At 46.8% G+C, this 13,467-nt stretch carries 12 protein-coding genes and 1 tRNA gene; 6 read left to right on the forward strand and 7 right to left on the reverse strand.

The features are described from left to right. Window positions 1-40: 40 nt before the first annotated feature. Window positions 41-1,327: a 3-phosphoshikimate 1-carboxyvinyltransferase gene (aroA, locus tag J2X05_RS12635; RefSeq protein WP_310072964.1), complete on the reverse strand. Its 1,287-nt coding sequence runs from the start codon at window positions 1,325-1,327 to the stop codon at window positions 41-43. A gap of 160 nt (window positions 1,328-1,487) precedes the next feature. On the opposite strand from aroA, the gene J2X05_RS12640 reads away from it, so the two are divergent. Then, a tRNA-Met gene (locus J2X05_RS12640) sits at window positions 1,488-1,564 on the forward strand. Between the two features lie 270 nt (window positions 1,565-1,834). Here J2X05_RS12640 and J2X05_RS12645 read toward each other — a convergent pair. From J2X05_RS12645 to J2X05_RS12655, 3 genes are all read right to left on the reverse strand, one after another. Then, complete coding sequence (locus tag J2X05_RS12645; protein WP_310072965.1) at window positions 1,835-2,209, reverse strand: M23 family metallopeptidase; 375 nt, start codon at window positions 2,207-2,209, stop codon at window positions 1,835-1,837. Further along, window positions 2,178-2,651 (reverse strand): hypothetical protein, encoded by a 474-nt coding sequence (locus J2X05_RS12650; protein ID WP_310072966.1) that lies wholly within the window; start codon window positions 2,649-2,651, stop codon window positions 2,178-2,180. The genes J2X05_RS12645 and J2X05_RS12650 overlap by 32 nt, the downstream gene beginning before the upstream one ends. Window positions 2,652-3,133: 482 nt before the next feature. Beyond that, window positions 3,134-4,564, reverse strand: a complete 1,431-nt coding sequence (locus tag J2X05_RS12655) for an exonuclease domain-containing protein (RefSeq protein WP_310072968.1) — start codon at window positions 4,562-4,564, stop codon at window positions 3,134-3,136. Window positions 4,565-4,914: 350 nt separating this feature from the next. Here J2X05_RS12655 and add point away from each other — a divergent pair, with 350 nt between their 5' ends. The 5 genes from add to J2X05_RS12680 all read left to right on the forward strand — a co-directional run bounded on the left by add (window position 4,915) and on the right by J2X05_RS12680 (window position 10,272). Then, window positions 4,915-5,928 carry an adenosine deaminase gene (gene add / locus J2X05_RS12660; protein ID WP_310072970.1) on the forward strand — a complete coding sequence of 338 codons (1,014 nt, stop codon included), beginning with the start codon at window positions 4,915-4,917 and terminating at the stop codon, window positions 5,926-5,928. 19 nt (window positions 5,929-5,947) lie between these two features. Further along, window positions 5,948-6,793, forward strand: a complete 846-nt coding sequence (gene mtnN, locus J2X05_RS12665) for a 5'-methylthioadenosine/S-adenosylhomocysteine nucleosidase (RefSeq protein ID WP_310072971.1) — start codon at window positions 5,948-5,950, stop codon at window positions 6,791-6,793. A gap of 124 nt (window positions 6,794-6,917) precedes the next feature. Next, window positions 6,918-7,943, forward strand: coding sequence for a hypothetical protein (locus J2X05_RS12670; RefSeq protein WP_310072973.1), 1,026 nt, complete (start codon window positions 6,918-6,920; stop codon window positions 7,941-7,943). Window positions 7,944-8,082: 139 nt separating this feature from the next. After that, on the forward strand, window positions 8,083-9,135 hold the full coding sequence (locus J2X05_RS12675) for a purine nucleoside permease (RefSeq protein ID WP_310072975.1): 1,053 nt from the start codon (window positions 8,083-8,085) through the stop codon (window positions 9,133-9,135). A gap of 54 nt (window positions 9,136-9,189) precedes the next feature. After that, complete coding sequence (locus J2X05_RS12680; RefSeq protein WP_310072977.1) at window positions 9,190-10,272, forward strand: nucleoside hydrolase; 1,083 nt, start codon at window positions 9,190-9,192, stop codon at window positions 10,270-10,272. Window positions 10,273-10,337: 65 nt separating this feature from the next. Here J2X05_RS12680 and J2X05_RS12685 read toward each other — a convergent pair whose 3' ends face one another. The 3 genes from J2X05_RS12685 to J2X05_RS12695 all read right to left on the reverse strand — a co-directional run bounded on the left by J2X05_RS12685 (window position 10,338) and on the right by J2X05_RS12695 (window position 13,455). After that, complete coding sequence (locus J2X05_RS12685) at window positions 10,338-10,919, reverse strand: phosphoribosyltransferase (RefSeq protein WP_310072979.1); 582 nt, start codon at window positions 10,917-10,919, stop codon at window positions 10,338-10,340. A 61-nt stretch (window positions 10,920-10,980) separates the two neighbouring features. Continuing rightward, window positions 10,981-12,216, reverse strand: coding sequence for an allantoate amidohydrolase (locus J2X05_RS12690; protein WP_310072981.1), 1,236 nt, complete (start codon window positions 12,214-12,216; stop codon window positions 10,981-10,983). A 171-nt stretch (window positions 12,217-12,387) separates the two neighbouring features. Continuing rightward, window positions 12,388-13,455, reverse strand: coding sequence for an adenosine deaminase (locus J2X05_RS12695; protein ID WP_310072984.1), 1,068 nt, complete (start codon window positions 13,453-13,455; stop codon window positions 12,388-12,390). Window positions 13,456-13,467: the final 12 nt, after the last annotated feature.

Consider the following 13,467-nt stretch of genomic DNA (forward strand, 5'->3'; position numbering starts at 1 on the left):
CATTTTTTTTGCACTAAACAATTAGCAATCAACAAATTGTTTATTTAACGACTGAGCCAAACACGTCAAAGTAGGTCGGGAAAGTTTTGGCTGTACATTTCGGATCATTAATACGCACAGGTACGCCGCCAAAAGTCGCGAGCGAAAAACACATCGCCATACGGTGATCGTCATAAGTATCAATCGCCGCATTCGGAATTAAATTTTTCACCGGCGTAATGCGCAACCAATCTTCACCCTCTTCCACTATCGCACCCAGTTTGCGCAACTCAGTCGCCATCGCCGAAATACGATCCGTCTCTTTCACGCGCCAGCTAGCGATATTGGTCAAACGCGAGGGGCCATCGCAAAAGAGCGCAACTACGGCGAGCGTCATGGCTGCATCGGGGATGTGGTTGAAATCGCGATCAAAAGCTTTGAGTGGCAGCGATGGCGCTGAAGCTTCAATCCAGTTTTCGCCCTTGGTAATGGTCACACCAATTTCTGCGAGCGCATCAGCAAAGGCCACATCGCCCTGGATACTCTTTGCGCCCACACCCTGCACACGCAGCGGGCCAGCACCCAGAGCGCCCGCAGCGAGGAAATAAGACGCAGAAGACGCATCGCCTTCTACATACACAGTCGCGGGGCTGGCATAACCGGTCGCCGCTGGAACAGTGAAACGCTCCCAGCCATCGCGCACTACGTTTACACCGAACTGGGCCATCAACTTGAGGGTGATTTCAATGTAGGGTTTGGAAATAAGCTCACTCACCAATTCGATTTGTGTTTCCTTGCCGGTCATCGGCAATGCCATGAGCAGTGCGGTAAGGAACTGGCTGGATACATCGCCACGAATTTTGATGCTGCCATTTGCGGCGATTTGCGCGGGCTTGATCAGCAACGGCGGAAAGCCTTCCTGCCCGAGATAAGTAATGTCCGCGCCGATTTGACGCAATGCATCCACCAGATCGCCAATCGGGCGCTCGTGCATACGCGCAACGCCGTGCAATTTGTAAGTCCCGCCACTCAGCGCCAGCGCTGCCGTCAGCGGGCGAAACGCAGTACCGGCGTTGCCAAGAAACAGATCCGCCTCTTTATTAGGAAAGCTACCGCCGGTGCCTACCACGCGATAATCGTTCTCTCCCGTTTTAGTCACACTCACGCCCAAAGCCGCCAAGGCTTCCAGCATGCGGTCGGTATCGTCAGATTTCAGCAGATCGCGGATATCCGTCTCCCCTGAGGCCAGCGCCGCCAGCAACAAGGTGCGGTTGGAGATACTCTTGGAACCGGGCAATTGCACAGTGCCCTGGGCGCGGGTAACGGGAGCGAGATCGAGAAATTCCATCGTGGACCTGTTTAAAAAGTGGAAGGCCGAGGGAGGCCAAAAAAAGAAAGTGCGCATCATACCCGCATCAGTCCTCGCCCGCACCCCTGAAGTTCTCGCCAACCACGAATTTGGGGTTGACAGCCCGCCCCTCTATCGCCAAAATGCGCGCCTCATTTATGGCTAGATAGCTCAGCCGGTTAGAGCACAGCACTCATAATGCTGGGGTCGGCGGTTCAAGTCCGCCTCTAGCTACCATATAAGAGAACCCATCCCGCACTGCGGGGTGGTCTTTTCAAGAGACTTGTGTCTGAAGATGCGTTTCGTTAACTAACTGTTAATGAGGACATCGAAGATGCCAGCAAAGTCTAAAATTTACGGAATAATATGTACTAAAGGCGGTGTGGGTAAAACCACAATTGTGCTGCGGTTAACTGTTGGATGCGTGTTATGCGTATTAGGCGCGCCAGCTTTACCCCCTATTGCCACTTCAAAATGCAAATGCGGCCCAATGCTTTTCCCTATATTTCATACAGTTCCCACCGTCTCACCCGCCTCAACAGAAACACCAATAGCTAGAGGAGAGGGTACATTCAAGTGCGCATACCATGTATGAACTAATTGCCTATCAATTAAGTGCTCTAAAATTGCTAAATTTCCATATCCGCCAAGCACCTGATTTTTCACCACTTTACCTGTCGCAGCTGCGGGAATCGGCGTACCTGTAGGTGCAGACCAATCATCACCCCTATGCAGCTTATAAACTTTATCAATTGGATGAAACCTATTTGGATTCCATGGGCTTTTCCGTGTAAATGCAGGTCCTGGATTGAATGTACCAGGCATTCGACAACTCCTTTTAATAATTAATTTAATCACAGGTAATGTTTGTTCTGTTTTCATCTGATCTAGATTTTTCTACTACTGGCTTATCTAAATCTTCATCAGGTGGGTAAGCTGAATAAAAACCATTAACAAATAAGTTGCCAACTTTAATCTTTACGCTCTCTACGTCTTCATCAATTTCAATATCAACGACAGGAAAATGATTTGGAATAGTAATTTTTATTACCTTCATTCCGTAGTAATACTCTTCAACATCATATACGACATAGTCATCATCAATGTATGACGGGGTTTTTCCTATAAAAAATGGATGGATAGATCTTTTCAAATTTTTATCATAATAGAGATCAAACCCAGAGCATGTTTTCATACCCTCCAACATAACCTCGAATTCTGACAATTCATTATTCTTTGGAGTCGCAGAATCTTTTGAATCTACCTCAGAAAAAGTAAATGCAGAGAAAATCAAAAATATAAAAACAACAACCACTTTAGACATAAAACCTCCAATTAAACATTTAGTTAAATTTCAAACCTCTATTAAAACCAATTCAATCAATCAACTCGCGCACCCATAACTCCTGCTTTGGCAAGCATATCGTTTTTTAAATCATACTGCCGCACAGTAAACCCTCTCGCCATTTCACCTAGTCGTTGCCTCTGCACCGGATTCTTTAATAAAAAACTCACTTTTTCTGCAGTTTGTTGATTTGCACCTGAATTTGACCTAGTTTTGCGTTAAATAGTGCCCCTAGATAATAGCCATAAGCCACTATCGTAACTGTATATTTTATTAATCCAGGTAGATCAAAATTCGAAACAAAAGTAGGTCAAATTCAGGTACAAATCAACATTGAAGCGACAACAATTTATTTACCCGTATCGTTTCTACACAGCGGTATCACCACCCCTCCTAATTCACATTAAATTCCACACATTATTGGACAACTACTTTTTTGTATCCTAACAATACAGACCAGTTCAACCGTATGACGCATGAGGATCTAAAGATAAAACAACAAGCGTCACCGCCGAACTTTTAGCAAAAACGGTAGCCACAAGATATCGATAAATATCTTTATCGATCTGCGGTACCGGGTTGCCCTTCAGTATATTCTCATAATCCGCCGCTGATTCTGCAACCCCCAGAATGCACCAGTTATCGACAATTAGGTGATGTTCACTCTCTCCCTCTTGGGTCTTTTCCACTAGCGCAACCGGCCCTTCATAAGGCCACGTCTTTAGTGATAAAGCAGAAAAACCTTGGAGCAGGTTTACATTGTGAACCAATGCAGGTTGCTTACCTACGCAGTAGCCGTTGCATTTTTTTAACTGATGACTTGTGCACGCACGGTTGGTAGGTTTTTCTAATCCGCATACTTGATAGCACAGGCTATGTTCGTCGCTAATGGATTGAATCGCCTCTTTCGCTTTTTTAACTGACGGGAACAAACCATAGAGTTTTTTTGTGCTGCGGGGCATTTCAGACACGGAAAATATTTTTGGCGTTAACAATCCATCTTTAGTTTCTTCCAAACCAATACTGTAAAAATTACTAACCCGACGCAGCCTGCGGTTGTATAACGGTTGCAGTTCCTTCACTTTTTTTGATTCGAGAATCAGTGCAGACAGCTCACCCGAGGTTTTGTCGAATGTGATATTGCGGGCTTGCTGACATATTTTCATTTCCCTCGAGGATTTATGATCCGCAGTGAAATGGGAAAGTACTCGCTTGCGAATATTGATACTTTTTCCAACATAGAGAAGCTCTTTGTTTTCACCCCAAAAATAATACACACCGGGCGAGTTAGGTAGACCATCAATAATAGAGGCATCAAAACCGGCGGGTATACTTTCTTTGCGGTATTGATGTTTGACGGCTGCACGGATCAACTCTTCGCCTTTTTCTTCTTCAGCTATTGTCAGAAAACGGTAAGTTGTTTTTGCATCATCCAATGAGCGATGGCGATGTGTTACAGCAATTTGGTGCCTTGCAATTATTTTTTCCAAACTGTGCCCAGAGTGACCCGCATACAAATGGCGCGATAACCTGAGCGTACACATCAGCTTTGCTTTAAAACTGTATGCCAGCCGTGCAAATTCATTGCGAATAAAACCGTAATCAAACCGCGCATTATGGGCGATAAATAGTTTGCCTTGCAGGCGTAACAAAATCTCTTTTGCCACCTGCTCAAAATAGGGAGCAAGGGCGACCATCTCATTAGTGATGCCAGTGATCTGCTGAATTCCCTTGGGGATCGGAACGCGCGGATTGATAAATGTTGACCATTCAGTGATGCCGTTTTCGCTGACCTCCACAATACCGATTTCGGTAATGCGGTCATAGGTAACGTTACCGCCGGTGGTTTCGACATCAACAATGACGCAAGGCACTGGAATATATTTGAGCATAAAACACACAGCAAGGAAGTATTGAGACAACGATTAATTACCTGTACGTAACAACATACACCGTTAGATGGGTATACCTGCTCAGAATTATCCACAAGGCAATTAGATAGCCAACAAACTTTCGGCTTACGGATTCGCAAGCCCACGCTGGCAGAAGAGAAATGACCGCTATTCGCGCAAAATAGGCCGTGCGCGAAACAATTCAGTGCACCACTTACCCTTAATTCGGTCAGGATTTTAATTTCCTGCCCATATGGTCAGCTAATTTTCCAAATCTGATAAATCGGGAACGGAATTTGCTGTAGAGCCAGCAGTGATGAATTAATCAGCCTTTTGCTGCGGAGCTGCGTATGCAAGCGTTTATCGAGAATATGCCGAAAGCCGAATTACATGTGCATCTGGAAGGCACCCTTGAGCCGGAACTCAGTTTTGCCCTTGCACGCAAAAACAATATCGAGCTGGGTTATGAGACACCGGAAGAATTAATTGCCGCTTACGATTTTTATGATCTGCCATCGTTCCTGACAATTTATTACGGTGCGATGAAAGTGTTGCGCGATGAAGCGGATTTTTATCAGCTGACCTGGAATTACCTGAGCAAGGCCTATAGCCAAAATACACTTTACGCCGAATTATTTTTTGATCCTCAGGCGCATACAAGTCGCGGTGTGGAATTTGGTGTGATCATGCACGGCATTCGCGCCGCACAGGAAGATGCTGAGGCAAAACTCGGCATCAAGGGCCAATTGATTATGTGTTTCCTGCGCGATATGAGCGCTGAGTCGGCCTTGGAACATTTATTAATGGCTGAACCTTATCTCGCATGGTTAGTGGGTGTAGGGCTGGATTCCGATGAAAAAAATAACCCTCCGGCTAAATTCGCTGAAGTATTTAAGAAAGCGCGGGAGATGGGTTTGAAACTCACCATGCACTGCGATGTTAACCAACAAAATACCTTACTGCATATTGGCCAATGTTTGGATGAAATTGTGGTAGACCGTATTGATCACGGTGTTAACTCGCTGGAAAGTGACGCGCTCTGCGAAGCGATTAAAACCAAAGGCTTGGGCTTGACTGTGTGTCCGGTATCCAACCGTTTTGTAGTCCAGTCGCTCACATCAAATGAAATTCGCCGCATGCTCGAGAAAGGTATGCTCGCCACCATTAATTCCGATGACCCGGCTTACTTCCGCGCCTACCTCAATGAAAATTTAGTCGAGCTTCAGCGCGAAGGTAATTTTACTGCCGAGGAGATTGCCATTTTGGTTGGCAACGCATTCCGCGTAGCCTGGTTACCGGATGAGGAAAAAATGACTTACCTACAAAAGCTGGGCGCTTATATACAGAATGCGTCCATTCAATAATGTTTTATGCAAGAGAAACATGATGACTATTTTTTTGCGGCTATTGGTATCTATCACGCTCTCGGTCGCTGTAGCGACTATCAGTTATGCGAATGACACACCCAAATATTATGAAGCTACCGATACCATTGTTATTCTCGGCGCTGTACCACAAGAAATTCCGGTATTGACCGAAGCATTGGAAAACCCCGAGAAAAAATCTCTTTGGGGTATTCCCTATTGGCAAGGAAAACTTCACGGCAAACCGGTAATTATCGCCATTACCGGTATAGGCAAAACCTTTACTGGCATGACCACTACGTTATTTATCAAAGAATTTAAACCTCGGCTGGTGTTGATGACAGGAACGGGCGCACGTATCAATCAGCAATTACGTACGGGCGATGTGATTGTCGCCACTCATACCTACGAGCACGATTACGGCAGCCTGACCAAAAACGATATGGTGTATCGTCCTATGAATAGCCCGGACGATGGCAAGGAAGTGGAAAATGAGTTCAAACCTACAGCGTCGCTTTTAGTGATTGCGCAAAAGGCAATGGAAACTTATGAGCCACAAACCATTACTGCCAACGGCAGCACCTACAAAAATTCTGTGCGCTACGGCGTAGTTTCATCATCGGATTTATTTGGCGTGCCACAAGTGCGGATTGATTCGCTGCGCAATAAATTCAAAACTGACATTATGGAAATGGAATCTGCGCCACTCGGCCATGTGTGCGAAGCACTGGGTGTTCCTTATTTGATTGTTCGCTCAGGCAGCAACGTTGCACAAGAAGCGCCCAACGATGACTATCTGCGCCTCGGCCCGATTGCTGCGCGCGAAGCGGCAAAATTTTCGCTCCACTTAGTGAAATTTTTGTAAATTTTCATTCCCCCGTTTTTTCGTTGTTCTTGTAGTTGTTGTTCTTGTTGTTGTGTTCTGTAGTTCTCCTCCGTAGTAGTTTTGCCCGCTTTGCGGGCTTTTTTTTCAGCCGCAGGATTCCCCCATGCCCAATCAAATCCTCAACACCAAACTAATTCGTATCGCGTTAGCTATTGCCTGCGTATCGCTCGCCACCACAACCTATGCAACAAACTATCAAGATGCCGTAGCACAACTCGGCTATAGCGAGTTGGCAGCGACTTTTAGCCGCGACAAAGCCCTCGCTATCAGCACCCTGCCCGATGAAGAAAAATTATCCCTCCCGGAATTAAAAGCTGCAGCGACATTGCAACTTATAGGCGCGCCGATAATTGGCTCAATCGCCAACTCAAAAACACTTGCTGAATTTATCGCCAATTACAATCAGCCAGATACCGCCTATCTCGGACAACTTAATGAGAGCTCACTTTATCAGCGCATCGAAACCCAATGGAAAACACAAAGTGCAGTCAAGCCTTCAGCATTTGCGTTGGAGTTGCGGCAGTTAATCGGTCAGGGCATTGCAACCGGCTACAACCTGGTCACCACATCTTGGCCGCTGTTTGAGGCGGATCGGCATATTATTTATGGCCATAGCGATATTGATCACGCGCAACAACTGCTTGCACTCCTTGCGAGTGAAGGCCTGCAAGCGCGCGTGGGTTTCTCGCGCAAAACCTCAGCATTTTTATATCGCGATGATTGGGGCACACTGAGCCAATCGCTGATTGACTTGGGCAATGGTCGCCGCTTGGTTGAAGCGAGCGAATACGATCTGCATTTTGAATTTCCTACGGCGGCCGATAAAACAAAATTTGTCGCCACGATTGATCGCTACGCTAAAAAAGATACAGCTAATCAAACCGGTTTAATTCGCAGTGCCTGGTGGCAACCATTTTATCGCAGCAAAAATGCCGCTGAGGGTTTTGCCAGCGCAACACAAATTGCCGTGAGTAATGGCAAAGAAACTGCACTTCTTCTGGCGTTGCCCAATCAAGCGCCCGCATTGGTAAAAGCGATTCAACAATTAAATCCTACCTGGTCAGTTTCGCCTGAGGCAATTTGGGTCAATCTTGCGTTTCATCGCTATCTGCAAGGCGGTTACAAATAGGCAACCATCACTAAACATAACTTTGCGCAGTTTACTGTCCAAATGGTCAATTATTTGCATAGCAAAAGCATCTGCACTTTATCGCTAATCGATTCAAAGATGCAGTGATGAACATTGAATGCAATTAATTGAGGTAGCTATGTTGAATTTCGTTCGCAGTGCTTTTGCAATATTCGCCAGCTTACTGCTGGCACTCAGCGCCAGCGCTGCTATTCCGGTGAAAGTGGTAGTGGTAAGCATGTTTGAAAACGGTGAAGTCACTGGTGATAAAGCCGGTGAATACCAACTCTGGATTGAACGCCAAAAGCTCGATAAAAAATTCGCTTTTCCACTCGGCGCTTACGACTTGCACATGAATGATGCAGGCGTGCTCGCCATTTGCACCGGCGGAGGCGTTACCAATGCAACTTCATCAATTATGGCGCTGGGCATGGACCCTCGTTTTGATTTATCCAAAGCCTATTGGGTAATTGCGGGCATTGGCGGTGGCGATCCACTCGACGTTTCACTCGGCACCGGTGTCTGGGCCAAACGTGTTGTCGATGGCGATTTGCTTTATGAAATTGATGGCCGTGAAATTCCCAAAGAATGGAAATACGGTTTGATTCCACTCGGCGCCAAAGAACCGAATCAGGAAGCAACAGGCTGGACTGTCGATACCATTGTGTACAACCTGAACCCAACCCTCGTTGATTGGGCTTATCAACTCACCAAAGATTTTCCCGTTGCCGATACACCCGCAATGAAATCGTTTCGCGCGCAATACAAAGGTTTTCCGCAAGCGCTGCACGAGCCCTTTGTCACCATCGGCGACACCCTCGGCTCCAGCACCTATTGGCACGGTGAATTATTAAATACCTGGGCGAATGATTGGATGCATTTGCATGCGGGTAAAAAAAGTAATTTCATGACGACCAATATGGAAGATAACGGCAGCCTCACCGCGCTGCACCGTTTAGCCAAAGCAAAATTGGTAGATACCAAGCGCGTATTGGTGTTGCGCACCGTGAGCAATTACAGTTTTCCACCGCCAGGAAAAACTGCAGCTTGGAGTACAACTGCGCCCTACCCTGACGATGGCTTGCCTGCGATTGAAGCAGCCTATGGTTTAGGTAATCGCGTGGTGCAGGAATTGCTGAGCGGTTGGGATAAATACCAAACGTCTATTCCATCAACAACTCCCGCAAAATAATTTTTCCGCTGCACTTGTTAATAACGAGTGCACCGGCTAACTCGCGTGAACATCATGATGAATAAAATTTTATTGTTTACCCTGTTATTAAGCACAAGTATTTTTGCTCAAGCCAAACCCGTTATTTTCGATAATGATATGGCGATAGATGACTGGGCGGCGCTGCTGTATTTGTTGCATCACCCCAAAGCCGATGTGATTGCTGTGACCATTTCAGCGAGCGGCGAATCGCGCTGCAAACCCGGCCTCGCTAATACCAATTCACTGCTGGATTTGCCCGGCGACATTAAAAAAGATATCCCCGTTGCCTGTGGTGATGCTTACCCACTCGATGGCTATTTTGTTTTTCCGGAAGCCTGGCGGAAGGATTCGGATACACTTTCGGGAGTACCGATCAAAACCAGTTCGCGCATTGCAAGCGATAAACACGCCGCCGATATTATTCACACAGCACTCGCCACCGCAAACGAACCCGTCACGCTGATCGCCACTGGCCCGCTAACCAATATTGCACAATGGCTGGAGCGCTACCCGAATGACAAAAACAAAATTGATCAGCTCGTAATTATGGGCGGCACGGTCGATGCACCGGGCAATATTATTGTGCCGTTATTTACCAAGGGGCATCCAAATACAACAGCTGAATGGAATATTTTTGTTGATCCACTAGCAGCTGACAAAGTATTTGCGGCAGGTTTACCGATTGTGTTAGTCGGCTTGGATATCACCAATTCTGTACGCGTCACCACTAAAGTCGCAGCCGATTTTAAACAGGCAGTGAAAACCGATTCCGCCAAATTTTGGGATGAAGTGCTGGATAAAAATGATTGGTTTATCGCGAGCAATGAATATTATTTTTGGGATACTTTGGCGGTGATGATCGCCGCTGAACCGGAGTTATGCGAGGGTGATAGGCAATCACTGCGGGTGGATTATCAAATCACATCGACTCCCTGGCAACAAACCACCGACAACAGCATGCCCAACAAACGCTGGGATGGAAAAGCACGATCGCATTTGGATGCAAAAACAGCGGGGACTTTAGTGAAGGATGAAAGCTATCCGGAAATAACAGTGTGTAGGAAAACCAATCCCGAGAGAATTTTTAAAGAGTTTAGAGAAATTTTGAATAGATAGATTTTTTGCGAACCAGTGCTTCATCATCGAAGCACTGGGCAAGGTCCAACATCGAAATAAAATAACTACTCAGTAAATTTACTCGCATCGCTAGCCCGCGCCAGCGTATCGGCAATTTCACTGCCTTTACCCTGCAAAATTTCCTGTGGTGTCAACCCACACAATTCATGCGGAAACACCAACCAGCGGTCAGTGGCGTGCACGTAAAAATCCGGTTTTAAATCAGTGACGTTGCGTGTTGGTTTATACCAAGGGCATGCAACCTTAATGACATTGGGAGTGTTGCGGCGCGATTTACGTTTGATCTCGTCAATAATCGCTTGAATAGAGCGGCCAGAATCAAACACGTCATCGACAATCAACAGCTCCTGATCGGCGTCGACATTTTTAATAATGTAATCCAGACCGTGTACGCGGATGTCTTTGCTTTGCTTGTCTATGCCGTAGTAGGACGAGGTGCGGATCGCAATATGATCAGTGGAAATTCCCATGTATTCCAGATATTCCTGAACAGCAATACCCACTGGTGAGCCGCCTCGCCAGACGCCGACAATAAAGTGCGGGCGAAAGCCGCGCTGATAAATTTGCTCGCCCAGTTTAAATGAATCGAGCAAGAGTTCATTGGCGGTAATAAAATGTTTATCCATCGCGTTTACCTGTAGCGGTTATCCAACATTTTTTATGGTGTGTTTTTACATCGAACAACAATTATTGAGCCAGTTTTTTTAAGGTATTACCGAGCGCTTCAATTGCCAAGGCGACATCTTCCACCGTCACCAACTCATCGGGATGGTGACTCACACCGCCTTTGCAGCGCACAAAATACATAGCGACATCGCAAATATCGGCCATCGCCATGGCATCGTGACCGGCGCCGCTCATTAACTTATAGGGATTTAAATTCATATCGCACAAGACTGATGCTTGCAGTGATTGCATCCAATCAGCGCAGACGACGGCAGGCGCGTTGTGAATCTCATTCCAGCTAGCGGTGAGATTTCTTTCGATACAAATTAAATCCAATTCGTGCTGAATTTTTGCGAGCGCCTGGTCGCGCAGTTGATCGTCGCCTGAGCGAATATCGATAGTGAACTTTGCGTGGCCGGGAATAACATTAACAGCACCAGGGCCGCATTCAATTTTTCCGACGGTGGCGACAACATTGAATTCTTTGGCAACATCTTCTACGAGCACAATACCGAGTGCGGCGCCGACGAGTGCGTCTTTGCGCATGGGCATGGGTACTGTGCCAGCGTGTCCGGCATAGCCTTGGATTTCGATAGCGAAGCGGCGCGCACCGGCGATAGCGGTGACGATGCCGAGTGCGAGATTTTCATCCTCTAATACCGGGCCTTGTTCGATATGGACTTCAAGGTAGGCAAGCAGATCGTCGGGATTGCGTGCAGCGCTGTGAATATTTTCCGGCTGCAAACCGAAATCGATAAAGGCTTTTTGCAAACTGATTCCGGCGCGATCTTTTAATTTCCACCAAGCGGGATTCCAGGTTCCGGCGACGGCGCGGCTGCCTAAGAGTGTGCTACCAAAACGTGTGCCTTCTTCATCGCCGAAGCCGATAATGTCTATCGCGTAGGGCAATGTAATATTGTTTTGATAAAGTTGTTCAACTACGGCAATCGCAATTAGTACGCCGAGAATGCCGTCGTAAGCGCCGGCATTGGGGATGGAATCAAGATGCGAGGCGAGTATTAATGTTTTGGCGCAGGCTTCTTGGGCTCCGTAACGACCGCAGAGATTGCCCGCTGCATCCACCCAGGTTTCCATTCCCGCTTCTCGCATCCATTGGGCGACTAATGTGTTGCAGCGTTTATGTTCGGGTGTTAAGTAAAAGCGGCTGATGTTTTCAGGATTCGAGCTGATGGCGGCGAGTTGATCGCACCAATCCATAACTTTTTTTGCTAGTGCTTCGGTGGTGATTGCGTTCAAGTTTTTTCTCTCGGCCTGAATGGGTGGCGCTGCGGCTGGCGTTATGTACTCTGAGACTCGCCGGTAAATATTTTTTCGTCATACCCGCGAACGCGGGTATCCATAGGTCTTACTCTAAAACTGGATACCCGCCTTCGCGGGTATGACGAATGTATTTTTTTCAGAGATTCCTTAGTGAAAGTTTTTGGCATAATTTTTTAGCTGATCGATAAATTCTTGCTTTTCAGCGTCACTAATAAAACTTGATGTAAAACTATTGTGCGCCAATAACAATGCCTGTTCGCGCGTTAACGGAAACGCATCGGCCAATGCAAAATAATTGTCATTGAGATAACCACCAAAATACGTAGGGTCATCTGAGTTGATCATTACCCGCAAACCCGCATCCATTAACGCAAATAAATTGTGATCGGCCATTTTGTCGAACACACATAGGCGCACGTTGGACAGAGGGCATACCGTGAGTGGAATTTGGGTTTCGCGCAGATACTCCATTAGTTTGGGATCTTCATCGGAGCGAACACCGTGGTCGATGCGTTCGACTTTTAATAAATCAATCGCTTCCCAAATGTAACTCGGCGGGCCTTCCTCACCGGCATGGGCGACTATGCGATAGCCTTCAGCGCGGGCGCGGGCGAAGACTTCAGTGAATTTGCTCGGAGGATGGCCGAGTTCAGAGCTGTCCAAACCTACGGCGATAATTTTATCTTTCCAAGGTAAAGATTCTTCCAGCGTTTTCATCGCGCTATCGGCGCTCAAGTGGCGCAGGAAATCCATCACTAACTTTGAGCTGATACCCCAATCTTTTTTCGCATCGTCCATCGCACGCAAAATGCCATTGATGACTGTTGCGAAAGGAATGCCGCGTTCGGTGTGGCTCTGCGGATCAAAGGATAATTCGGTGTGTAACACATTATCGGCTTTGCATTTAAGAAAATAATCGCGCGTAAGGTCGTAAAAATCCTGCTCGCGCTTTAGTACCGATGCGCCTTGGTACAACAAGTCCAAAAAACTTTGCAGGTTGGTAAATTGATACGCGGCTTCTATTTCTTCCACGCTGCTGTAGGGCAGACTTACCTGATTGCGCTGACCGAGGGCAAACATCATCGCGGGCGATAAGGCGCCATCGAGATGCATATGCAATTCCGCTTTGGGTAAACCCGCTAGAAATTCGCGCGAGGCGAGTTCAGTTAATTTCGGCACGCCGGAAAAATCGGCGGGAATTACAGAAGGGATCATAAGCGCTGCTCC

Origin of the sequence: Cellvibrio fibrivorans, from assembly GCF_031457055.1 — a bacterium.
In the GTDB taxonomy this organism is placed as follows: Bacteria; Pseudomonadota; Gammaproteobacteria; order Pseudomonadales; family Cellvibrionaceae; genus Cellvibrio; species Cellvibrio fibrivorans.